At 70.4% G+C, this 22,852-nt stretch carries 15 protein-coding genes and 1 pseudogene; 4 read left to right on the top strand and 12 right to left on the bottom strand.

The genetic code is table 11. The annotated features are described in order from the left end of the window. Positions 1-103 precede the first annotated feature (103 nt). A complete protein-coding gene (locus AB0L65_RS57980) occupies positions 104-1,057 on the bottom strand; it encodes an alpha/beta hydrolase family protein (protein WP_364265373.1) in 954 nt (317 codons plus the stop codon). A gap of 20 nt (positions 1,058-1,077) precedes the next feature. Further along, positions 1,078-3,648: an SGNH/GDSL hydrolase family protein gene (locus AB0L65_RS57975; protein ID WP_364265371.1), complete on the bottom strand. Its 2,571-nt coding sequence runs from the start codon at positions 3,646-3,648 to the stop codon at positions 1,078-1,080. Between the two features lie 308 nt (positions 3,649-3,956). Between AB0L65_RS57975 and AB0L65_RS57970 the strand changes: the two genes are divergently transcribed. Both AB0L65_RS57970 and AB0L65_RS57965 read left to right on the top strand, forming a co-directional pair. Further along, entirely contained in the window at positions 3,957-4,349 is a 393-nt protein-coding gene (locus tag AB0L65_RS57970; protein ID WP_364265369.1) for a hypothetical protein, read from the top strand. Between the two features lie 225 nt (positions 4,350-4,574). Continuing rightward, positions 4,575-4,850 (top strand): hypothetical protein, encoded by a 276-nt coding sequence (locus AB0L65_RS57965; protein ID WP_364265367.1) that lies wholly within the window; start codon positions 4,575-4,577, stop codon positions 4,848-4,850. Between the two features lie 41 nt (positions 4,851-4,891). Here AB0L65_RS57965 and AB0L65_RS57960 read toward each other — a convergent pair whose 3' ends face one another. From AB0L65_RS57960 to AB0L65_RS57945, 4 genes are all read right to left on the bottom strand, one after another. After that, a complete protein-coding gene (locus tag AB0L65_RS57960; protein WP_364265365.1) occupies positions 4,892-7,273 on the bottom strand; it encodes a S8 family serine peptidase in 2,382 nt (793 codons plus the stop codon). A gap of 75 nt (positions 7,274-7,348) precedes the next feature. Then, positions 7,349-8,359, bottom strand: a complete 1,011-nt coding sequence (locus tag AB0L65_RS57955) for a hypothetical protein (protein WP_364265363.1) — start codon at positions 8,357-8,359, stop codon at positions 7,349-7,351. Then, entirely contained in the window at positions 8,356-8,949 is a 594-nt protein-coding gene (locus AB0L65_RS57950; protein ID WP_364265362.1) for an RICIN domain-containing protein, read from the bottom strand. Before AB0L65_RS57950 ends, AB0L65_RS57955 begins: the two co-directional genes overlap by 4 nt. Before the next feature lie 87 nt (positions 8,950-9,036). Further along, a complete protein-coding gene (locus AB0L65_RS57945) occupies positions 9,037-9,564 on the bottom strand; it encodes a hypothetical protein (protein ID WP_364265360.1) in 528 nt (175 codons plus the stop codon). Positions 9,565-9,938: 374 nt separating this feature from the next. Here AB0L65_RS57945 and AB0L65_RS57940 point away from each other — a divergent pair. After that, positions 9,939-10,100, top strand: a pseudogene (locus AB0L65_RS57940) (IS5/IS1182 family transposase); the annotation flags it as partial. Positions 10,101-10,149: 49 nt separating this feature from the next. Here the strand turns inward: AB0L65_RS57940 and AB0L65_RS57935 are convergent. From AB0L65_RS57935 to AB0L65_RS57925, 3 genes are all read right to left on the bottom strand, one after another. After that, a complete protein-coding gene (locus AB0L65_RS57935; RefSeq protein WP_364265358.1) occupies positions 10,150-11,568 on the bottom strand; it encodes an MFS transporter in 1,419 nt (472 codons plus the stop codon). A 1,360-nt stretch (positions 11,569-12,928) separates the two neighbouring features. Continuing rightward, a complete protein-coding gene (locus AB0L65_RS57930; RefSeq protein WP_364265356.1) occupies positions 12,929-14,095 on the bottom strand; it encodes an acetamidase/formamidase family protein in 1,167 nt (388 codons plus the stop codon). 35 nt (positions 14,096-14,130) lie between these two features. Next, entirely contained in the window at positions 14,131-15,384 is a 1,254-nt protein-coding gene (locus AB0L65_RS57925; RefSeq protein WP_364265354.1) for an aminotransferase class I/II-fold pyridoxal phosphate-dependent enzyme, read from the bottom strand. Between the two features lie 206 nt (positions 15,385-15,590). On the opposite strand from AB0L65_RS57925, the gene AB0L65_RS57920 reads away from it, so the two are divergent. Next, positions 15,591-16,718 carry a helix-turn-helix domain-containing protein gene (locus AB0L65_RS57920; RefSeq protein WP_364265352.1) on the top strand — a complete coding sequence of 376 codons (1,128 nt, stop codon included), beginning with the start codon at positions 15,591-15,593 and terminating at the stop codon, positions 16,716-16,718. A 238-nt stretch (positions 16,719-16,956) separates the two neighbouring features. Here the strand turns inward: AB0L65_RS57920 and AB0L65_RS57915 are convergent, their stop codons facing one another. The 3 genes from AB0L65_RS57915 to AB0L65_RS57905 form a co-directional block, all read right to left on the bottom strand. After that, positions 16,957-21,645, bottom strand: a complete 4,689-nt coding sequence (locus AB0L65_RS57915; RefSeq protein ID WP_364265350.1) for a hypothetical protein — start codon at positions 21,643-21,645, stop codon at positions 16,957-16,959. A gap of 37 nt (positions 21,646-21,682) precedes the next feature. Beyond that, complete coding sequence (locus tag AB0L65_RS57910) at positions 21,683-22,012, bottom strand: hypothetical protein (protein WP_364265348.1); 330 nt, start codon at positions 22,010-22,012, stop codon at positions 21,683-21,685. A gap of 240 nt (positions 22,013-22,252) precedes the next feature. Beyond that, complete coding sequence (locus AB0L65_RS57905) at positions 22,253-22,558, bottom strand: hypothetical protein (RefSeq protein ID WP_364265346.1); 306 nt, start codon at positions 22,556-22,558, stop codon at positions 22,253-22,255. Between the last annotated feature and the right edge of the window lie 294 nt (positions 22,559-22,852).

Genomic DNA, 22,852 nt, shown 5'->3' with positions numbered 1-22,852 from the left:
GGCGCCGGCCAGGCCCCCGTGCTTGTCGGCGAGGCCGACCGCCCGCCGGAGCCCCGGCCGGGGCGAATGTCCACGGGCTCGCCCAAGGAGCGCGGCCCCCCATTCAGGTGCCGAGCAGGGAGTCGATCGAGCGCCGTAGTTCACCCTGCCAGTTGGGCCAGTCGTGACGGTGGAAGGGCTTGATGTGCACCCGCAGTGGAATGTCCAGCTCGCCCAGTTTGTCGATGGCCTGCGTGGCCATGCCGTACACCGACTGCTCGACCGGATCCACCAGGAGGGGGTTGCCCACCCCGGCCTGGTCCTTGCCCGCCTGGCCGTCGCCGGTGGCGATGTAGAGTCTCGTCCCGCGCAGCGCCGCGAGCGAGTGCTTCGGGTTGTACCGGTTCCAGTACTCACCGCCGACCGGGCCGTAGATCTGCTCGACGGTGACGCCGCAGGCCAACGCGCCGCTCGCGATCGCGGCCATCGCGGGCAGGCCGGGGTTGCCCGGATAGTCGTTGTCGAGCGCTCCGCTGAAGGAGGCGGCGGCGGTGAACCTGCCGGGGAAGCGGGCGGCGTATCCGATGGCTCCGCCGCCGCCCATGGACAGGCCCGCGATGGCCTGCCGGTCGCCGGCGCGGTACTCGTTCTTCAGCAGGTCGTAGAGCTCGCCCATGTGGAAGGACTCCCACTTGTGCGGCGGAAGGCCCGGGTCCTTCCAGTCCATGTAGCCCGAGCAGGTGCCGGTGTCGGGCATGACCACCAGCACGTCGCGGGTGCCCACGATCGCGTCGGCGTCGCCCTGCGCGGTCCAGTCGGTGTAGGAGCCGCCGCCGCCGTGCAGCAACCAGAGCACCGGCCAGCGGCGTGTCGCGGTCTTGCTGTAGCCGGGCGGCAGGAGCAACCGCACCTTGCCCGGGACGTCGATCAGCGGTGAGGCGATGGTGAGGTCGAGGATGCGCCCCTCCTTGATCACCGTCTCGGTGACCTCGGAGGACGACGATGTGGCCTGGGCCGGGCCGGCGAGGGTCAGCAGCAGGACGAGCGCCGCCGGCGGGTGCGAGATGAAGATCGACATGACTGGTGCTCACATTTCAGTCAGCTGTTCAGCGCGGACTGCACCAGCGCGGCGTACGCTCGCTGGCCCGCGGGGTTGGGATGGTAGGAGGCTCCGTCGGTGGTGATGTCGATCGCGCGCACGTAGGGGTCGTCGTCGCAGATCGCGTGGCCGGTGAAGGCCGGCACCGGGTCGATGAAGGAGATGTCGACCCCCTCCTGGCGCAAACGGGTGATGGCGGCCGTGCTGACGGCGTTCATCTTGTCGGTCATGTCGTTGAGCCACAGGGCGTCGAGCTGGCCGATGCGGAAGGAGCTGATGCAGTTCAGTGGCGCCTCGTTCTGCACGTTGAACAGGTGCGGGTAGCCCAGGACGATGATGCGGGCGTTCGGCGCCTTCTGGTGGATCTTGGTATAGGTGTCGGCGAGCGGGCCGTCGAGCGCGGCGATGGCGTTCTCGGTGCTGTCGTCGCGGCAGTTGAGGCCGAGGCTGCAGCGGGCGATGACGTCGGAGAAGCCGGCGTCGTTGCCGCCGATCGTCAGGGTCACCAGATCGGTGTCGGCGTCCAGGTAGCCCTGGTCGATCTGCGGCGGCTCGCCGTTGGCGTAGGCGTCGCCCGTGACGTGCTTGGTCTGGGCGCCCGAGCAGGCCAGCAGGGCGAAGCCGGTGGTGCCGTTGCCGGTCCTCGCCTCGCTCTCGATGGTGCTGGACGAGCCGGGCCATCTGACCATCCGCGCGTAGGCGTCGGCCTTGGACCGGTGGCAGGTCGAGCCGCGGGTGCCCAGGGTGAAGTTGCTGACCTCGTCGTACGGCTCGTTGCCCTGCCCCGCCGAATAGGAGTCCCCGAGGCCCACGTAGTCGACCTTGGGCTTGCTCGTCGGGATGAAGGCCATGGCGTCGAAGGCGATGTCCCAGTCCCAGTTGCGGCCCTCCTCACGCCTGGTCAGGTTGCTGAGCGACACGCTGGCGCCCGAGTTGAGCTGGAACACACCGAGATCCACCCAGGTGTTCTTCTGCCAGTACTGGCCCACGATCCGATGCCGGGTCGGCGCGTTGCCGCCGGGATCGATGATGTAGTCGGCGAGCTGGGTATGCGCGCCGACCTCCGGGATGTGCACCTTGATGCGCGTCCACCCGGTCATGGAGCTGGGCGGGCGCCAGACGCCGGTGACGCCGAACTTGAGCTGGCCGGTATTGGTGGCGTCCCTGGTGTGGGTGAACCAGAAGTGGTCGCCGAAGCCGCCGCCGAGCTGGTGGAAGTCGACTCTGGAGACGTACGGCGCCGGGTCGGTCTCGTTGAAGTGGAGCGTGAACGAGCCGTAGTCGCCCCAGGTCCTGCTGCAGCCCGCGCGCACGATGGGCACCGAGGACGGCACGTCGTCCACGACGTAGGCGTTGGACGGGATGCCGCTGAGCGAGCAGTTGGGCGTGTAGTGGGTGCCGTCGGGTTGCTCGGGATAGGAGGTGTCGAAGCGCAGCAGTTCGTGGCCGCACACGCCGCTGCCGCACATCCGGTACCACGTCGGGGTGTGCCACCAGCACTTCAGGTCGTACTGGCCGGAGGCGTCCTTGTGCTTGCACGGCGCGGCCGCGTCGCCCGGGTCGCAGTCGTTCTTGCCCGGGTCGCAGAAGGACGTGAGGAGAGGTTTGGCGGCATTGCGGTCATCGCCGCTGACCCACCAGGCGGGGCGGAAACCGGGGCCGTCAGGGGTGGAGATGGAGTAGGCGGCGAAGCCGATGACCTTCTCCTCGTACGGCCAGAGCTGCGGCTCGGCGGGGTCGTGCGGATTGCTGTTGAAGAAGTGGCGGTTGGCCGGGTAGACGGGGTTGGCGGGGTTGTTGGCCCAGCCCACTCCCCACGGCGAGCCGTCCTGCTTGTCCGGGTGGAAGCCCGAGTTGTAGGCCCAGATGGCGAAGATCCAGTTCTCCAGCCACGCCGAATCGCCGTTGCTGTGGATGAGGCCGGCGTTGCGGGTCTGGTTCCACTTGTCCTGCAGGATGCGCAGGCCGACGGCGATGTTCGTGGCGTAGTCGACGGCGATCTCCCGCTGCTTCCAGGCGGGCAGCGCGACCTCGCAGAAGTTCTCGTCCGGCTTGCAGGGACGTTCGTGGCCCTGCTTGCGCATGCCGTCGGTGATCTGGGTGATGCCGTATCCGCAGTCGCTCTTGTCCCAGTTGATCACCCAGTCGTCGGACGGATCGTCGTTGTAGAGCGCACGGCCGTAGTAGTTGCCGACCAGTGGGTTGCCGGTGCTTCCCGGCAGCACGTGGCCCGTGGCCTGCCAGAGGTTCGACTCCTGCGACATGATGCCGAGGAACACCTGTACCGGAACCCGGCCGCCGCCCGCCAGGGAGAGCGGCGGGAACTCGCCCTGCGGTCTCCACTGCGTCAGGCCCGACTGCTTCCAGCCGGTCGGGCGGAGCATCGTCAGGTTGCCGACCACCGCCTGGTCCGCGGCCCACTCGACCTGGCGCGGCGTCGGCTGGTACACCTGCGTGTACGGATCGTTGCGCGGCACGGAACAGTAGGCGCCGGTGTCGACCGTGCCGGTCCCCGAACCGGCGGCGGCCGCCGCCGCCCCGCGGCCCGTGGCGGTATCGGTGACGGGCATGCGGTCCGAGGTTCGTACCGTGAAGTCGGTCTCCCTGCCGGTGGGCGTGATCTTGGTCTTCAGGTGGACGACCTGGGGTTCGCCGGGGGGGCTGCGAGGTCATCGCCCGTACCCATTCCTCGGACGGCTCCTGACCCGAGCCCATCGAGGGCCGCTTCTGCGGCAGGACGGCCAGCCGTCCGTGGGACGAGAGCGTGGCCGCGGCGGGAACGTCCACGCGGGTCACGGGAGCGGGCAGCGGCCGCGCGGGCGTGAGGCTCCCGGTGAGGAACACCTTCCCGCCCGTTCCCGCGCTCACATTGACGTCGGTGAGCGGCCCCGAGGCCAGCTCCGCCGCCTCACCCCCGGCGACCGGCACGCGGCGCACGCGGGCGACCTCCCCCTGGTACTCCATGAACACCACGCCGCCGTCGGCGTCGGCGGCCAGCCTGAACGGCACCGACGCCGCCCTGGCGAGCTCGCGCGGCTTGCCGTGCGCGGGAAACAACCGCAGGCTGCTGCCGGTGGCGGCCACGATGCCGCCGTTCACGGGGATGGCGGACGTGACCTGCCCGGCCCGCTCGACGGGCGCGGCCAGCCGTCCCGACGTCGCGTCGAGTACGGACAGCCGGGTGCGCGACGGTGCGTCTCCCGGTTCACCCCCTCCCTTGGCCTGCGTGATCACACTGCGCTCTCCCTGTCCGCAGCCGGGATTGAAGTAGGCGAGCGAGGAGCGGATCGGCAGCTTGGTGACCTTGCCGGTGGGCACGTCGATGAGCGCGGTGAAGGCCCCGCGGTCGAACAGGTCCGCCTGGTTGGTGAAGGCGCGCGGCGCGTAGACGGCCACCGCCTTGCTGCCGGAGGCGGTGAAGCAGACATTGCCGATCCAGCGGTCGGTGTCGAAGCCGGGCTCGCTCAGCGTCGCCAGCGTGCGCCAGGTGTAGCCGGTGCGTTCCTCGGCCGTCAGCAGGTGGAAGCCGGTCGCGTCGCCCTCGGTGCTCCAGGCGAGGTCCGGCGAGGCACGCCAGTCCGCGGCCAGCACGCGGTCCCGCTCGGCCGGAGCCACCGACGAGGACGGCGTCTCCGGCGACGCGGTGCTCGGAGGAACGACCGCGTCCGCCGGAAGGGTGAGCCCGGCCGTGAACAGCACGGCGGCCGCGCCGATGCCGAGCGCTCTGATCGTGGATCTGTTCATGATGGGCTCCATGGGGGATGGCGGATGACGCTGGGGGCAGTCGGCGGAACCGCAGAGCCTGGGGACGGGCTACCTGTTGCCGAAGTAGGCGTAGACGTCCACGGAGATCGTCACCGGCGAGGCGCCGGTGTTTCTCAGCACGACCGTGCCGTCCGGGCGGAGCGCGGCCGTGGCGAAGCCGACCGTGTTCCTGCCCGCCGCGTACGCCACCGTCCGTACGGCGGCCGCGCCGTCCGGGGGAACGACCTCGACAGTGCCGTTCGCCGTTCCGCCGGCGGTGACGGCGACGCCGACGGCCGGGACACCCGACGAGGGGACGTCGCCGCTGCCGGAGGGCCGCAGCACGTACGTGCCGCCAGGGGCGACCGTCACGCCGCCGGCCACCCGGACCGGGGCGATCGCCTTGACGAGGGAGGCGCGTTCGGCGGCGGTGTAGTAGCCGCTCACCTCGACCGAGACCTCGGCCGCGCCGCCGCCCAGGTTATGCAGATTGATCTTCCCGTTGGCGCCGGGTCTGACGATGGTGAAGAACTGCACGGGGGTGTTGGCTGGGTAGTCGGCGTTGGCGTCGGCGGGGAAGGCCTCACCGGCGGGATAGACCCGGATCGTGCCGGTGGAGGCGCTCTTCACCAGCACCGTCAGGGCGACGCTCTGCGGGGAGGGCAGGCCGGGCGTCGTCAGCTCGAGATTTCCCAGTGCCGGAACCGACACCCGGTCGGCGACGCGCGACGGCGCGACCGGGTGGTAGGTGCCGCCGAGGGTGGCCGCGGCGTGGTCGAGGGTGTAGCCGTGCACGTCGAGGTAGACGCGGACGGCCTGGCCGCTGCGGTTCTCCAGCTTCAGCGCGCCGTCGTCGCCGACCTTCGCCACGACCATGGTCGAGGCGTACCGGGTGGCGTCGTAGAAGAGCACGTCACCCTCCGGTTCGGGCTCGTCGGAGGGATAGACGGCCAGCGAGCCGGTGTTGAAGAAGTCGCCCTTGGCGGCGATGTTGACGGCGACGGCGGCGATGCCGCCGGCGGGAAGCCCGGCGACGCCCGCGACCGGGACCGTCATCGTGGAGTTGGCGCTGATCTGGGCGTTGTTGAGGATGCGGGTGCGGACCTGGAAGAGCTGGTGCGGACCGGGGCGGGCGGCGGAGCCCAGGGCGGCCTCGTCGAGCTGGATCCGGGGAGTGGTGTCGCCGCCGTACACGATGGGCTTGCCGGTGTCCTCCAGCGCCGCCTCGATCTCGGACGGCGTGGCGTCGGGACGGGCCTGGCGCAGCACTGCCAGGGCCCCGGCGACGTGCGGGGCGGCCATGGACGTGCCGCTCTTGGACTGCCACCGGCCGCCGGGCACCGACGAGACGATGTCCGACCCGGGAGCGAACACGTCCAGCAGCGGCCCCCGATTGCTGAAGGAGGACACCTCGTCCCGGTCGGTGGTGCTGCCCACCGCGATGGCGGAGGAGACGCAGGCCGGAGCGCTGACGGCATCGGTGTAGCCGTTGTTGCCCGCGGCCACCACCGTGGGCGCCCCGGCGACGAGCAGCCGGTCGATGACGGGCTTGCGCGGATCGTCGTCGCACGGGGCGGTGTACCTGCCGCTGCCCAGGCTGAGGTTGACCGCGGCCACGGGGACGCCCTCGTCGATCAGCTCCAGTACCTTCTCCATCCCCGCGAGCTGGGCGCTGACGAAGCTCAGCAGGCACGGCGGCCCGGCGGTCCCGCAGTACGAGAAGGAGTCGAACCTGCTGTAGACCTGAACGGCGACGAGATCGGCCCCCGGGGCGACCCCGCCCGCCGCGTCGCCGGTCTCCTGGCCGGCGACGATTCCGGCCACGTGGGTGCCGTGGCCGCAGTCCAGGTACGCGCACGGCCCGCTGTCGGCGTCCGCCGCTCCGGGCCCCTCCTGCTGGTCCGCGCCGTCCGGGCACAGGCTGGAGGCTCCGTAGGCGGGGTCGGTGGGGGAGAAGCACGCCTCGGCCACGACACGCCCGCCGAGGAAGGGGTGGTGGACCGCGACGCCCGAGTCCAGGATGGCCACCACGCTGCCCTCACCGGTCAGCCCCGCCTCCCGGGTACGGTCGGCGCCGATGAGGGGCACGCTCTCGGCGAGCGCCGGCGGGACCGGCACGTCCTCCGACACGCTGACCACGCCCGGCTGTCCGGCCAGCCGCTGCACGTCCGCCCGGTCGGCGCGCAGCGTGAGCACCGGTAATCGCGACAGCGTCTGGACCACCTGGCCGGGGCCGACCGCGGAGGCCGCGGCGGACAGGTCGGCGCGGTCCCGCGTCACCACGTTCACGCGGACCTCGCCGCCCGCGGACAGCTTCTCCGCCAGTTTCGGGTCCACGCGAGGGCCGGGCGCCGCCGCGGAGGCCGCCTGCGACGGCATGAGCGGCACCGTCACGAGGGCCGTCACGAGAGTGGCCGCGGTGATCAGGCGGCGGACCAGGTGTTGCTTCATGTGATCTCCGCTCGACATAGGACGTGCCTCGGCACAGTTCCCGCGCGGGCCCGGCCGCGAGGACGGTCCGGCGGATCACCGGCCGGCCAGCACCGCCTTGGCACGCTGCACCCAGGTGGTGAAGACGGACAGCGACTCGGTCAGCGCCTGCCGCTGGTCCCGCACCATGACCTCTTCGTAGGCGCGCTTCGCCGCCCGGTACGTCGGCAGCAGGTCGGCGCCGTTCGCGCAGGCGGCGTCGTCGGCCGCGACCTGCTTCTCCGCCTGCGTCGCGGCCACACCGGGCTCCCGGTTGGCCCAGCGGAGGTCGGCGCGGGCGCTCATCGGGCTGTCGTAGGCGTACCCCTTGGTCGTCATGCAGCTCACCCACTGGGTCAGGGCCCGTGCGACGGCGGTGTGCTCCAGGGCGAGGAAGCTCGCGTCGTCGGCCAGCAGCCGGGGGTCGGCGGCCAGGGCGTGGTCCTGGCCCAGGACGCGGGCCTCGCCGCTCGTCGCGCAGCCGCCCTGGGGGATGGCCTCGCCCGGCCCGGTCGTGGCGGCGGTGCCGTCGTAGGCCTGCATCTCCTCCGGTGTGGGGGCACGCTGGTCCGCGGGCTCCGAAGCGGCGGCCGCCGCCGCGGGGTCGAGCGCGGGCCGCGGGTATCCGGACCGGGAGGCCGCGGAGGCGTCGAGGGGTTCGATCAGATCCGCCTCCACGTAGTCCTCGGGATTCCAGTTCCGTACGACGCCCGCCGTCCAGGCCGAGAAGCCGAGCGACTGCATGCACGTGGCGGTCGCGGCGTCCTTGGCCAGGTCGATGGTGTGGATGTCGGCCATGGACGTCATGTACGGATCGAGCGGCATCGGGAGGCCCGGATCCGACGGGACGGCGGTGAGCACCGGCTCCGGGATCGGGGACGGCTCCGGCCCGAGCGTCCCCGTGGGCCCGGGAACCGGCAGAACCTCGCCCGTGGTGGGCAGGGGGTCGGGGTCGAGAGCCGAGGAGGTGGCGGAACCGGACGCGGCCGGATGGAGGCTGAACGCGGCGGCTCCGATGGTCAGCAGGACGGCCCCGGCGGCCAGCAGCGGTGGTGTGCCCTTTCTCATTTGCCGTTCCTCCTCCAGAAGCACTCGCCCTTGCCGATCCAGCGGCCCTCGGTGCAGTAATCGCGCGAGTAGAGAATGACGTTGGAGTAATGGAAGGGCTGCAGCACGCCCAGAGTGTCGTGCCAGATGTCGCCCCGGCAGCCCTGCCAGTTGTACCAAATGAGGAATCGGCGGCTGTAGATGCTGCTGTAGACGCTGCGGCCCTTCCACTGCTGCTGGAGCCCGCCCCACCAGCTCCACTGCGTGACCGGGCACGCGGCGCCGTTGTAGCTGGGGGAGAAGGTCGAGTTCCAGCGGTCCATGGACTTGCCGCTGTTCACGTTGCGGACGCGGTAGTAGCCGGCGCTGGTCTTGGTGTCCTTCCACAGCTGGTTCTTGCCGCCGTTGTAGGGCCAGACGGACACGATGCCGCCGTTGGCCTTCGACTTGTTGTACACCTCCAGGTACTGGCGCGTGTATTCGTTCTGCCAGCGGTACGTGCCGTCCGCGTGCGCGGCGGCCGGGAGGACGGTCGCCGCGGTCGCGACCGCGGCGACGACCGTCACCGCGGCCCGCGTGGCCGTGCGGACGGCGGGACGAGAGCCTCTCATCGTGTGGATCTCCCTTCTACGTGGAAGGTGTGAGGGATCCGGCCGGCATGACATTCACCGCCGGGCGTACCGGTCAGGAGGCGCTGCTCACGAACCCTTGACGTGCCACCATCTCGTGCACCTCCAGCTGCTGCCGCCCTTCACGCAGGCTCTGAAGTAGCGGCCTTCCACCTCGTTGACCCCGCCCGTGGTCCCACTGCTCGCGCCACTGGCGATCGTCTTGTGGCAGGCGTGATAAGAGGAGCCCCCGGTGTCGGACCAGTCGAGCGACACCTTGTCGCCCGCCTGCAGGCCGCTGCCCCACGCCCACCAGATGTCGGAGTCCCACGTACCGCTGTAGAGGCCCGCCCCACCGCGGGACGTCCCGGCCGCGTACTCCAGCCGGGCCCTGTCGGCTTTGGCGGGGTAGTAGTCGTACGGGTTGTAATTCGGGCCGCATGAATAATTGATCAGCCCCGCCGCGTGGACCTCCTCCGAGATGACCACGTCACCGTCGCCGGTCACCGGCTCGCGGGACGGGCTCGGGGCCGGCTGGGGGGAGTGGGCCAGCGCGGGCGGCGTGGTGAGGAGAGCAGCGGCGGCCACGCCGAGTGCCAGTGCTGAAGCGACTTTCACGTGTTGTCACCTTTCGGAAGGCTGGATGCCGCCGTAACGTCCGAGCGCGGCCGGGACACCCCGTCGCCACGGTTGGAGCACGGGCACGTTCGCCCGCATCTGCCTGACAATTGATCGAGGAGCTGCTTCGACGCGTCATCACGCCGGCTTGCCGCACGCGAGGCGGCCGGCCGGTCGTTCATGCGACAAGGTATCCACGGGCAGCCTTGACTGTCGTCAATCATCCGGTGGACGTCCGCCTCCACCCAACGCAGTAGCACGCGCCGCCATGTCAACCAGCGCCGTATTCCTCCCTCAGGCTTGAGGCCCTCGGCGGGTACGGGGTGGGGTGGGCGACGGGGCGGTCGGTGGAATGACCACCGCACGACGACACCTGGATCACGGTCTACAAGCGGCACCGCCGCTGGTCGGCCGATGGCACCTGGCGGATGCTGCTGACCGCGATCCAGGCCGAGCAGGATGCCGAGGGCCGCCTGGACCGGGACATCTCCGTGGACTCCACCACCGTCCGGGCGCACCGGCACGCCGCCGACGCGTGCGAGATGTTCGGCGGCACGGCGGGAGAGTCGCTGCCCGGCGGCGGCTTCAAGGTCGAGGCGACGCTGCGGTGGCTGCCCCGGTTGCCGGGCCCGAGTCGAGCCGGCGGCTCAGCCGCTGATACGGGTGGCTGCGTAGTGCCAGGATGGTGGCGATCAGGCCGATGACGCCGGTCAGCATGAAGACGAGAGCCAGGCCGCGGTCGGCGCCGGTGCCGAACCAGTCGCCGATCGTCCGAGCGCCCGCACCACCGTCGGTCATGAGCGGGATGAAGACGAACTGGGCGATCGGTGAGATCAGGAACGCGGTCAGCGGGGACGCGGCCTGCTCGACGCTCTGCGCGAAGCCGAAGACCCGGCCCTGCCGCTCGTAGGGCACCACCTTCTGCAGGATCGTCTGCTCGGCGGCCTCGGCGTACGGCACGAGCAGCATGTACACGTACATTCCGGCAGCGAGCAGGACGATCGAGGATCGTAGCGGGAACAGCAGGGTCACCGTCCACAGCACCAGGTTGACCAGCAGCAGCACGCGAACAGGGTTGCGGCTCAGGCCGGTCCGGGCGACGAGCAGCCCGCCGAAGATCAGGCCGGTGCTGAGCACGCCCCAGAGCAGCCCCCACACCTGCACCGACACCAGGGACAGTCCGTAAGCGTCGATCAGTGCCATGAAGACGCCGCCGAGGAAGTTGTTGAACGCGGAGAAGGCGATCAGTGCCATCAACCCGGGCACCTCGCGGACCAGCCGGATCGTGCCCCGCAGGTCCACGCCGTGCTCCGGAGCGGCGGCCGGCTCGCCGAGCACCGGGGCTGCCTTCGCCGAAGGCTCTGCCCCCACCGGCACGGGCACGCCAAGGGCCGCCGGCCGCTCCGGCATCCGCACGGCGGCCAGGTGCAGCACGCCTGCGGCGAGTGCCGTCAGCGCCAGGACCAGCACCCAGAACATGCCGCCGAACGCCACGAGCAGGCCGCTGAACACCGACGTCACCAGGAAGCTCACGCCCGACGTGCTGCCGACCAGCCCGTTGGCCCGGTCCCTGCTGCCTTCTTCGATCAGCGCGGTCACCAGCGTCGGCAGCGCGATCGTCCGGATGTTGCCCGCGATGACGCCGAACATCAACAGCACGATCATCGTCCACAGGGCAACGCTCGCCGGATCGGTGAACGACTCCTCCGGGACGGCCCGGTAAACCGCCAGCGCCGCGGCGTAGAGCACGAGTGACACCAACGCCGACAATTGCATCATCGTCTTTTTCGCGTGGCGGTCGACCAGGCTGCCGAACCAGACACCGGTGAGCGCCGTCATCACCAGGAAGATTCCAGAGATCACGCCGGTGGCGAAGACCGAACGCGTCTGCAGGTAGACGTAGAAAGTGATCGCGAACCAGACGGTGTTGTTGATGACCGACACCAGCAGGGTGTTGACCAACAGCTGATAGAAGGTCCTCCGGTCTCCTCGAATGCTGCTCATGCCGCGACTCCGACGGTTCCCTCGGCCGTGGTGTGTTCGCCTGTCATCGCCGGAAGGGGGACCGCGTCCGGCCGTGGGCATCGAGGGCCGGGCGCGCCCTCGTGCGGCGTACGAATGCGCTCCTCGTCGGTTGGCATCGGTGGCTCCGTTCTCATGGGTCGGTGCGCCTGTCGCGAGTTATGACCCGCCAGAAGCGGCAAACTCATCGTGAACCGGACGGTCCCTGCCGGCGACGGAGACACGGTTGCGTCGGCCGGGCGGCAGGTACAGCAGCCGGCGCTCCAGGCCCGTCCGCGCAACCTGCACCCCGTAGTAACACGCCTTGGTCTTCGGATCTTGGTCTTCGGATCGGAGAGCGCCGGGCCGCCGAACGCGGCATGCTGGGTGAAGCCGTGCCTTTGCGAGGTGAAGGGCCGGCAGACCGAATGGTGGTCGCTGTCGCCGACGTTCTGGAGGCCGTGGACGCCCACGAGGAAAGCGCCGTCGCGGTAGAAGGGATGCACGTTCACCCTCAGCGCTCAGGAGCACTTTTTCGTCAATGCCGTTCATGAGCGAATCGGCGATGGGGATGTTGGGGAATCGGCCGAAGTAGCCGCCGTGGAAGGTGACGGTCTTGACGTCCGGCGGTGGGGCGGGCACGTAGAAGAATCCCCGGTTGCTCGTGCCTTCATCGGTGTTGACCACCGCCCAGCCCGGGTCGACGCCATGAGGTTGAGCCGTTCGTTGCTCCAGTTCTCTGGGCCGACCCGGACTCGCATGTAGCGGACGTTCGTGGCAGGGTTCAGCACGGTGAACTCCTCGAAGACCTGCGTGAAGTTGCCGGTGAGGTTGGTGATCTCGAAGACCGCGACCAGGTATCCGCCGTCCCGGTAGAACGGCTTGACTTCCATGCGCCGGGCCTGTCTGGCGCCGGCCGAGTTCGTCCACTGGATCGTCCGGCCGGCGACGGTACCGCCGTCGCTGGGACGGAAGGCCGCAGGCCGCCCCGTGGCGCCACCGACGCTTTCACGCTGCCCGCCGGGGCCGATCAGGGCTTCCGTAGTCTGCTGCCTGATCGCGTAGGAGACCTGGTCACGGTGAGCGTGGAACCACGGCTCCTACGCCTGCCGTGCTGTATTCGTGCGCGGCGTCGGCGGCGAACTGCTTTGAGCGTCGAACGTCGGCTCCACTCGGGTGAGCAGCCCGTCATGCTGCCATCGGCCGAGCGCGGTCCGCGGCCAACCAGCCCAGCGCGACTGACGCCACCGCCATGATGGCCAGGCTGATCGTCGCGGGCCTCCTGCCGCCGTGCGCGCCGCACGCCTGTCACCGACCGAGGCGCTGAGAACGGTGTGATCGCCGACCCGGCCGGGGCCGGATGTCAGCTCGGCAAGACGTCCCGGTCGAAGATGTCGATCGGCAGGTAGAGCGTCACCGTCGGATTGGGAATGGTGACGATGCAGCTGACGCGGATCTCGACGGGTGCCACGCTCAGGATCACGTACGCCTGCTCGCCGCTGTAGCCCAGCCCTACCAGGTAGTCCACGGCCCGGCGCACCGCCTCTTGGGCGGCGAAGCTCGCGTCCTGGAACCGCTGCTCCTTGCCGCGGAAGCAGAAACCGGTGAAGCCGAGATAGCGGTCGGCACCGAACTGCGCGACCAGGGGCGCCGGACGGACGATCGGCGTGGTGATTCGGTGACGGACCATGCCGTCCTTGATCAGACGCAGCCGTAGCCAGGTGCGGCCGTCCATCTCCATCGCGTTGAAGCTGCACTCCCCGTCCGCTGCCGAGAGATGGTGGTCGCCGAGCGACAGTAGTGCGCCCTCCACGAACACTGGGAAGTAGACCGTGGCCCCCGGACCGAGGGTGTTGACATCCATGTTGCCGCCGTTCTCCCGGGGCGGCTGGGTTCGGGCCGCCATCCGGGCGGCGTCGGCTCCGAGGCCGCGCAGCAACGCGTTGCGCGGATCCGGGGGGAAGGCGCGATCGTCGGCGTACAGGGGCTTCTCGCGCTCGTCCCACAGGCGCATCAGCTCGTACGATGGCGCGACCCCCATGGTTCCGGCATGGGGCTGGGCGGGGATGCGCACGCCTGGCACCTCCGGCGACTCGGCGATGCCGCCGCGGGCGTACCACGTCGAGCGATAACCGTCAGGGAAGATCTCGCCGAGCAGTCCGGGCGTGCCGGGCAGGATGTTGGCGAAGGCGATGCCGCTCAGCGGTTCGACGCCGAGCACCTCCGCGACCAGCACGTCACCGGGCCGTGCGCCGTCGACGTGCACCGGGCCGGTCAGCGGATGCATGCGGGACAGATCGACGTGGCGCAACTCGTCGAGACCGCCGTTGTCGTGGATCTGGTAGTCGTCAAAAGCGGCCGACTCCAGGATCACCTCGCCGCCTGGATCCACCGTCACGGCCGGTGGGATCTCGGGATGCCAGCGGTTGTGCCCGATCTTGGGCTGATCGGCGAGCGGGACCCCGACCTGGCAGGTCAGCCGGGGCACGTCCAAATAGCGGTCGCTGTAACGGGAAAGCGGCTCCATCATGGTCCTTACCGGTCGGAGGGGGCGTGACGCGGTCCTTACCGGTGAGGGACCGCTGTGAAGCGCACTTCGGTGAAGGGCGCACGCCATGCGGTGACCTCGGCCGCCAGCGTGGCCGGCACGCTGTCGGAGGCGAGAGCACGGGCGATGAAGGCGGCCAGAGCGGGCATGTCGTCCTCGTCCATGCCGTTACGGGTGATCTCCGGGGTGCCGAGCCGCAGGCCGTTCAGGTCGCCGGCCACCGGCGCCATGGGCAGGCCGATGCCGCATGCGAGCAGGTTGGCGACTCGCAGTAGGCGGGAGGCGCGCTGCCCTCCGCCGAAGCGGTGGGCGGGCACGGCGAACTGGTGCGACCTGGTCGCATCCGCGAACACCGGCACGTCCAGTGCTCGCAGTTCGGCCGCGAGCCGGGCCGCGTTCGCCACCATCGCCTGCGCGTAGGCGGCCCCCTCCGCCTGCCAGTCGAGCATCGTGACGGCCAATGCGGCGATGCGACCGGCGTCGGAGTTGGCGGTCAACCCGGGGTAGGCGATGGCGTCAAGACGCTGCGCCAGTTCCTCATCGTCCGTGACCACCAGCCCGCCGGGCGGCCCCCCAAGGCTCTTGTACGTGCTCATCGTGACCAGGTGCGCGCCCTCGCGCAGCGGGTTCGGCCAGACCCCACCGGCGATGATGCCGCACATGTGGGCGGCATCGCAGAGCACGCGTGCTCCGGCGGAGTCGGCGATCTCCCGCACGGCCGCGATCGGGTGGGGGAAGAGGTTGAGGCTGCCACCGATGGTGATCAACTTCGGACGAAGCCGCATGGCCATTTCCCGCAGCCCGGTCAGGTCGACCGTGTAGCCGCCCACGTCGGTGGGGGCGGGGACAGTGGTGAGTCCGTACAGTCCGGCGGCGCCCTCAGTGTGGTGGGTGACGTGGCCGCCGACGCTCGCGGGTGGAACGATGATCGTGTCGCCGGGGCGGCAGGTCGCCATGAAGGCGTACAGGTTGGCAAGCGCGCCGGAGCCGACGCGGACCTCGGCGTAGTCGGCGTCGAAGACCTGCGCGGCCAGCTCGGCGGCGATGATCTCGATCCGTTCGATGGCCTCCAGGCCCGTCTCGTACTTCTCCGCCGGATGGCCGAGTGAGGGACGCGTACCGAGCCCAGCCGACAGCAGCGCCTCGGCCCGGGGATTCATGACGTTCGTCGCGGGATTGAGATTGACCGCCTCAGCATGGTGAATGCGGTCATTCCAGGCCACCAGGCGGCCGATCTCCTCCAACGTGGCGGCGGGGGATCGCCCAGCCACGGCGTCTGCCACCTCGCGCGTCAGCCGCTCGCTCGCGGCGGAGATCCAGGGACGGGGAAAGCGGGCACGCATCACGGTCTCATCTCCCGGTTCGGGCTCGTGCGGTTCGACGGTAAGCGGCGACGGGCGGCCGGCACATCGGATGGACGCCGAGATCGTGCCGTATCGGTCTCGACATTTGTCGCACGATGAGGGGAGAGTCATGCATGGATCTTCAAGACGTGCTCGAAGACCTCGCTCAGCGGCTGGGCCGCGGACTGTTCGTCGACTCGACGGACGGCCGAATGCTCGGCTACAGCAAGCAGGACGCGCACGCGGACCCGGCCCGCGTCGCCTCGGTCATGTCGCGCCGGGTCGCGCCTGAGATTCGTGAGTGGCAGAACCGGTACGGGATCTCCAAGGCCACGGAGGTCGTCCGCCTGCCCCCGAACGCCGAGCTCGGCATACGGGCTCGCTTCTGTGCCCCCATCCGGCGTGATGGGCGATGCCTCGGCTATCTGTGGACCTCCGCGGACGGTAAGGCGCTCGACGAGACTGCGCTCGGCGCGCTGCAGGGTGCCGCCGCCGACCTGGCCCGGGTCCTGTCAGGGCGGGGCGACGAGCGCGAGGACTTGATCCGCTGGTTGCTCGATCCGGACCGAAGCGGGGAAGGAGCCCGTGATCGGCTGGCTGCGCTCGAGCCGTCGCTGCTCTCCTCCGAGGTCCTCATCTGCGCTGGCGTGCCGATCAGTCGCCGCCAACAGGTGCCCGCCTTGTCCGCCGCCGAGCTGGAGCGCCTCGGCACGGCTCTACCGCGGGCGCTTCCTTGCTTCGTCGCTCCCACGCACGTGACCGCCCTGCTCTTGTCCGGTCCCAGCGGTCCCACGGCCTTGGACGAGGCGCTGCGCAGGTCCGCCCGTCGTCCCTTCGCCATCGGGATCGGTGACCCGGTGCCTTTCGAAGTCTGCGCGGTGCGCGAGGCGTATGGACAAGCCAGGGCGGCGGCCGGGGTGGCCGCGCTGGATCCGGCCTTGCCGCGCGTTCTACCGTGGTCGGGCGCCGGGCCGTACCGCATGTTGCTTCCCGTCGCGCCGGGGCCCGATCCCGTGCTCGTCCCGCTTGGAAATGATGAAGAGCTTGTGCGGACCCTGGAGACGTACCTCGATGCCGGCTGTGATGTCCAGCGCACGGCGGCGTCGCTGCATCTGCACCGCACCACGGTGTACTACCGGCTCGACCGGATAGCCACGACCCTCGGGGCGGATCTTCGCGACGGGCTGGTGCGCTCCCACCTGCACCTCGCCTTGAAGGCACATCGTCTCAGCGGCCGGCCCTCAAACGGACACCTCTGGTGATCTGAGCGGGGACATCGATCGTGACCGCCACGACGTCCTCCCCCGGCGGGTCGTTGAGGGTCCCACCGCGGTTGATCGCTCCGATGGCGCCGCGACTGTTCCGATCACCTGTTGACCGCGTGAGGCCGGCACAATACGGTCCCGTCTGGTTCCGGGAAGACGAGGTTCCAGATCGACCAGGATCGTTCGCCCGGCCGCCCGCCGGTTCCCGGTCGGCACGCGTGGAAAGGATGTCCGTTCAACGGGGGCGGAGGAGGTCGTCGGCGGCTGCCGCCAGAATCGATGGCTCCAGCCGGGCGAGCACACCCAGGGACGTCGTCCACGCCTCAGTGCCGAGGATCCCGGCGGCGAGGCGGCGAGCGCAGGCCGGCGCGGCGTGTGCGGCGACTCCGGCCAGCGCCCGCGCACGAGCGGGCACATCGGGGATCGTACGGGCGGCCGCCTCCGCCTCCTCGCAGTCGCCGGCCGCCGCCAGGGCATGTGCGAACGTGGTGAGCAGCTCGGCCTTGCGGTCGGGGTGGGCGAGGTCCCGGATGGCGGCTTCGGCCCGGCCGGCGAGGCGGCGGGCCAGGGCCGGGTCGCCGCTCATGAGGTCAACCAGCAGCGTCGCGCGGTCATCGACGCCGATGTAGCGGGCGAATGCGTCGATCCGGTCGAGATCGCCCCCGGAGGCAGCGATCCTGGCGAACTCGGTCAGGGCTGGCGTCGCGCTCTCACCGGTGGCGCCCTGGATGAGCGCGGCGGCTCGTTCAAGGTCCCCGTCGGCCGCCGCCACCCTGGCGAGTCCGGTCAGCGCCTGGTCCCTCTCGTGCAAGTCGGTGATGGCGCCGGCGATCCACACGGCAGTGCCGGAGCACCCACGTGCGGCGGCGGCTTGCGCGAGCGCCGCCATCGCCCGCGCCCGCTGATCGGGATAAGCGATCCTCCAAGGCAGCACCGCGTCGAGCCACTCCCCAGATGCGAGGGCCGCCGCCGGGTCCATGAGCCCACCGGACCCGAGGACCGCCGTCAGGTCGGGGAGCTTACCGGACACGAGCGCCGTCGCCGGGTCGAGTGCACCGGACGCGGCGGCCGTCGCATCGGGGCGTGCATCCGCCTGGGCGGCCCGTCCCGCCGCGAATCGTGCGCTCAGCTCTGGCGACACCCCCGGGCAGGGCCCCATGCTCGCCTCGGAGGCCGTGGCCGACTGGAAGCGCGCATCCGGTCCGGGACTCTCACCCGGCTCAAGGCCCATTGCTGCGAGGACCGTAACCAGGTTCGTGGTGGGGGCGAGGGCCTCCAGCAGGTCGGCCTGCAGGCAAGCCCGCTGGTAGGCGTCAGGGACGGCGCGGACGGCAGACTCGGCCGCAGCCGCGAGCCGGTCCGCCGCCTGCGGGGTTCCGGTCCCGGCGACCGCCGCTGCCAGCTCGATCCGGGCGGAGGCCGCCTGGCGCGGGTTCCTGATGAGGTCGATGGCTGCTTCCGACCGTGTCGTGAACCTGCCGGTCAGGGCGTGGTCCCCGCTGCCGGCCACCACCCGTACGAGCGCCGTCAGGGACTTGGCGCGCCGGTCGGGCTCGATGATCCAGCGCGTCATCTGCTCTGCTTGCCAGGCGAGATCGGCAGTGCGGTAGGCGTCCCCGGCGGGGATCATCGCGCGTACCATCTCGACCAGCGCGTGGGCCCGCTGCTCCGGAGCGGCGATGGAGCGGGTGGCGGTCACACCGTGCGACACGATGGCGCGGATGAGCTGCCGGTCGCCGTGAGGGAGCACCATGTTCAGCAGCTCTGTCAGCGCCTGCGCCTGCGCCTGCGGATCGGCGAACCAGCGCGTGACCGCGAGCGCTCGTCCGGTCTCGCCCCCTGCCGCCAGCACCTGCATGAGCGCTCTCAACAGCTTCGTCTGCTCTTGCAGGTCGGTGAGGGTACGGGCCAGCCTCTCGGCGGCATCGGCCAGCCGCCGCGCCACGCCACCGCCCCCACTGTCATTGCCTTCGTCACTGTCATCGCGACCGTTGCCGATAGCCGCTCCCAGTAGCGCGATGAGGGCGCGACCGCGGCGTTGCACGGCCCTGATGCGCAGGGCTGTCTCTTCGGCCAGGGCGAGGTCGCCGTCGCGGGCCGCCGTGGCCGCCGTGGCCGCCACTTCGGCGAGCAGCGCGTCCTGATGCCGGCCGGACGATGCGGAGTCGGCGAGGATGGTCGCGCGGCGGAAATCGCTCATCGCCAGCGCGGCCCGGACCAGGGACTGTTCGACGCGTTCCTTGGCTTGCCAGTCGGTCACCGCGATGGAACGCGCGATGGACTCGGCCCGCTCGGCGAGCCGCCTGGCGTGGTCGTGCCGTCCGCACGCGATGACGGTGTCGGCGAGCTCGACCAGCAGCCGCGCCTGCTGAGCCCCGTCCTGGATCCGGCTGATCAACGCCTCCCCCTGCTCGACAAGGCTCGCGTCCGCCTCGTTCACGACCGTGAGCCGCCGCATCAGAACGCGGGCCCGCGCGCCGGGATCGTGGATGGAGTCCAGTAGCGTCGCCGCACGCTCGTGGTCGCCGACGCGGGCCAGCACGACCGCCAGCTCGGCTCGCTGCTCCTCCTGCAGCCAGGTGCCGGTGATGGAGGGGACGGCCTCGGCTCTTTCGGCGATCTTCCTGACCAGGCCGACGGAACACCGCCCGGCCGCCGCGGCGGCCAGGTTGGCCAGTTCCCGGGTCCGCCAGTCTGCGTTGTTGGCGGTGACGGCGCGCTCCGCCCCGAGCTGTTCCTTGCCGGTGATGGTCACGGCCAGCTCCGTCGCCCGCCACTGCGCGTTGGGATCGACCTCGGCGAGGAGCATGGCCCGGCCCGCCAGCGCCTCCAACGCTTCCGGGTCATCGCCGGGCGCGGCGCGGAGCACCGCGACGAGGCTCCGTACCTGTAAGTGAAGAGAGGCGGCTCGCATCGCGAACGCCTCGGCCGCCTCGATGTCGCCGGTGGTGGCCAGCGCCGCTGCGAGCCGTACCCACTCCTCGGACTGGCCGCCGTCGTCGAGAGCGGCCACGGCCGCCTTCGCCTGCTCAGCGATCCGTGGCAGCCCGTCCTGGTCGCCGCCGCTCGTCATCAGGTCGACCAAGGCCCGCGTCAGCCAGACCGGATCGGGAAGGGAACGGGCCAGTTCCTCCGCTCTGTCGAGGTCCCCGTTCACGGCGAGCGCCCGCACGAGCGCCATCATGGCTTGTGCCCGGCGACTTGCGTCGCCGATGGCGTGGATGAGGCGTTCGGCCCGGTCGAAGTCGCCGCCTGCGGCCACCGCTTCCACCAGATGGACCATCGCCTGCATCTGCCGGTACGGGTCGCCGATGGCGTGGATGAGGCGTTCGGCCCGGTCGAAGTCGCCGCCTGCGGCCACCGCCTCCACCAGATGGACCATCGCCTGCATCTGCCGGTAGGGGTCGGTGACCAGCTGGACTGCGGCCTCTGCCTGCTCGGCCAGCCAGGAGCCGGCCTTGCCCGCGGCCCGCAGCAGCAGGCTGAACGCCTCCGCCTGGCGCCCAGGCTCGACGATGGAGCGGGTCAGTGCCTCGGCGCGCCCGAGGTCGCCGAGCCGCGCCCACAGAGCGGGCAGCCCGATCGGGAGGTGGGCGTTGCGGGATGTCAGCCGCTCGCGCGCCACGGCCAGGCGGAGCAGCGCGGACAGGTCGGGCTCGGCGGCGTCGTCCAGGAAGTGCTGGACGGTGACGATCTCGGCCAGCGCGGCGGCATCCCCACCGGTGACGTCCAGCATGCGGTCGTGGCGTACCGGATCCAGGGCGCAGGCGAGCATCCAGTCGGAGGCGCCGATGGCCTGCAGGAGGAGGAAGTAGCCGCGGAGCAGGTATTCGGGGGTGTCGGCAGGCCAGCCGCGAGCCCGGTAGTCGTCCGCCCACTTGTGCAGGCGCTCGCGGTAGTCCGTCAGCCGGGCGGGACCGAGCCACTCCACGGCCGTACTTTGCAGCTCCTCGTGCGCGAGTACGTACACCTCAGGGCCGGTGCCCGGCCGCCAGCGGTTGGCGCGGCGGGCGAAGGTCCGGCCGGACACCGCCCGCATATGCTGCTCGATCTCCCAGACGCTCCAGCTGGTGAGCTCGGCCAGGTCCTGGGCGCTGAGGCCGCCGCCGGCTGAGGCGACGAGCCCGAGCAGGTCCTGTTCGGCGGGCTTGCCGAGCAGGAGGCGTTTCAGCTCACGCTCGGCGTCCGTTCTGATCACCTGGGCGTGCGGGGAGACCTCCAGCCGGCGCACGACGGCGCGCTCGCGCAGCGGGTGGTCGTCCGGCACATCTGGCGGGACGGGTGGATTGGGGCGGCCAGTGGCTACAACCCGGACGTTCGTCGGGGGCCGGACGGGCAGGAGCGCCGCGATGCTGTACGCGTCGGGGCCGACGGTCACCCCTTGGTCCTCGTCCAGGCCGTCCACGACGAGCACCAGCCGTTGACCCCGACGTCCGCAGACCTCGGCCGCGGTGTCCAGCATGTCCAGCAGGTGCGCCTCCTTGGTCGCCTCGGTCAGGAAGCCAGGCAGGGGCTCGGCGGCGGCTGCTGCGAGCTGTTCGAGCATCACGTCCACGAACGCCATGCGGTCGTTGTGGCCGGCGAACCGCGCGGTGATGAAGAAGGAGACGACCCTGACTGTCTCCGGCGGGTTCAGTGCGAACCAGGACATCAGGGCCGACTTGCCGGCCCACGCCGGCGCCTGCCACCACAGGTACGGGGACTCGCCGTCGGCGTGGCAGAACTCCGCCAGCTCGGCGAGCTCCTCGTCGCGGCCGAGGAGTCGCGCGGGGGCGATGCGCCGGACCTGCTGCCAGTAGGCGGATCGCGCCACGGGAGGCGAGCCCATGGTGATGTCGCCGTGCACTGTTCCAGTGACGGCTACGCCGCCGGAGCCTGCCGTGGCCGCGCCGGTACGCTTGGTCGTGCTGTTGAGGCGGTCCATGTCGGCACCACGCGCGCTCGCTCCAGCGGTTGGCCGGTCAGCTCAGGCTGACCCCGCTGGTCGCTTTCCCGCCGAACGCCTCGGCGTCTCCGGTCCGGTCCACTTCCACCAGGTCGTCAGCAACGGAGGCGGGGCCGGAAAGCCCCGAAACGGCGACTCCGTCCGAGTGTGCCACCGCCTTTCCGGTGCCAGAAACGCGTACTTTCTTCCCCGTACCCGGCAAAGCCGCCCAAACAGCTACACCGACCGCCGCAATTCCCATCAAAGCGGACACTGTTGTGGCGACTCTGTCGGCATACTCCCAGGTGAGCAGCGCGAATGTGGCCGCGAATGCGGCCACGACCAGACATGTCACCAATAAAACCATACGTCGCACTGTCACCTCCCCAGTCTTGCGCAGCAGATGGGAAAGGGTCTCGCATTTCGCAAAATGCAGCCATTCAGTCGCAGATATTCCTCCCGCCTTCGACACCAAGAACCGTAGGAGTCCGGATGATGGTGATATGTACAGACAGTGCCGTGCGGCGAGGGGGCACGGCCTCGGCGGCGAGTAGCGATCTGCCGGATGCAGCGGTGACGAGGCGCCGCCAGCAGATAAGCGCGCAGGTCAGGCTGAGGAAGGCTGCGTGGATGTCGGCGCGGGCCTCCCAGCGAATGGGCAGACCCGGTGTCGGCGTCGACGGTGAGACCGTCGACTGGCTCCTTGCGCGTACACGGTGTCGACCCGGACGTTGCGGGTCCACTGGCTGGTGTCGCCGCGGTTGTCGATGCGTACGCCGAGGCCCGCGTCGAGTCGCATGTCGATCTGGCCGAGCCAGACGTTCGTGACGTTGCGCAGGAGGATGCCGTAGACCGGAGTGCCGGTGACGTTGAGGTACGAGACCTCGATGTTCGCGGCGCCGCGGGAATGCACGGGAATAGATCAGCGCGTGGCCGCCGGAGCCGGAGCCGGTCACGTTCAGACCGACAGGGAGGTGTGGCTCGGCAGCGAGATCCGGCTGCCGGCGCTGTTGCGGGGGTCCAGGTGCAACCGCTGACCGTCACCTGAGACTGGAAGGTGCCCTCTCCGCAGGCGGCGTCGTCCCTCGGGTCGGCGTGGCGCCGAGATCGTTAGTGCTGGCGCTCAACGCGTGGGAGCCATTGAGAGATAGTTGCGATGCCTCAGGGCCAATATGACGCCGCTGAGGCTCGTCAATTCCGGTGTCAG

Origin of the sequence: Nonomuraea sp. NPDC052116 (genome assembly GCF_040680035.1) — a bacterium.
GTDB classification, from domain to species: Bacteria; Actinomycetota; Actinomycetes; order Streptosporangiales; family Streptosporangiaceae; genus Nonomuraea; species Nonomuraea angiospora_A.
Note: the sequence above shows the minus strand (reverse complement) of the source record. Positions and strands in the feature narration are given on the sequence as shown.

What these genes read in the sequence shown, in the direction of transcription:
- AB0L65_RS57950 (WP_364265362.1), bottom strand. Translation starts at nt 8,949, where the DNA reads ATGAGAGGCTCTCGTCCCGCCGTCCGCACGGCCACGCGGGCCGCGGTG.
- AB0L65_RS57930 (WP_364265356.1), bottom strand. Translation starts at nt 14,095, where the DNA reads ATGATGGAGCCGCTTTCCCGTTACAGCGACCGCTATTTGGACGTGCCC.
- AB0L65_RS57980 (WP_364265373.1), bottom strand. Translation starts at nt 1,057, where the DNA reads ATGTCGATCTTCATCTCGCACCCGCCGGCGGCGCTCGTCCTGCTGCTG.
- AB0L65_RS57935 (WP_364265358.1), bottom strand. Translation starts at nt 11,568, where the DNA reads ATGAGCAGCATTCGAGGAGACCGGAGGACCTTCTATCAGCTGTTGGTC.
- AB0L65_RS57910 (WP_364265348.1), bottom strand. Translation starts at nt 22,012, where the DNA reads ATGGTTTTATTGGTGACATGTCTGGTCGTGGCCGCATTCGCGGCCACA.
- AB0L65_RS57975 (WP_364265371.1), bottom strand. Translation starts at nt 3,648, where the DNA reads ATGCCCGTCACCGATACCGCCACGGGCCGCGGGGCGGCGGCGGCCGCC.
- AB0L65_RS57915 (WP_364265350.1), bottom strand. Translation starts at nt 21,645, where the DNA reads ATGGACCGCCTCAACAGCACGACCAAGCGTACCGGCGCGGCCACGGCA.
- AB0L65_RS57955 (WP_364265363.1), bottom strand. Translation starts at nt 8,359, where the DNA reads ATGAGAAAGGGCACACCACCGCTGCTGGCCGCCGGGGCCGTCCTGCTG.
- AB0L65_RS57960 (WP_364265365.1), bottom strand. Translation starts at nt 7,273, where the DNA reads ATGAAGCAACACCTGGTCCGCCGCCTGATCACCGCGGCCACTCTCGTG.
- AB0L65_RS57920 (WP_364265352.1), top strand. Translation starts at nt 15,591, where the DNA reads ATGGATCTTCAAGACGTGCTCGAAGACCTCGCTCAGCGGCTGGGCCGC.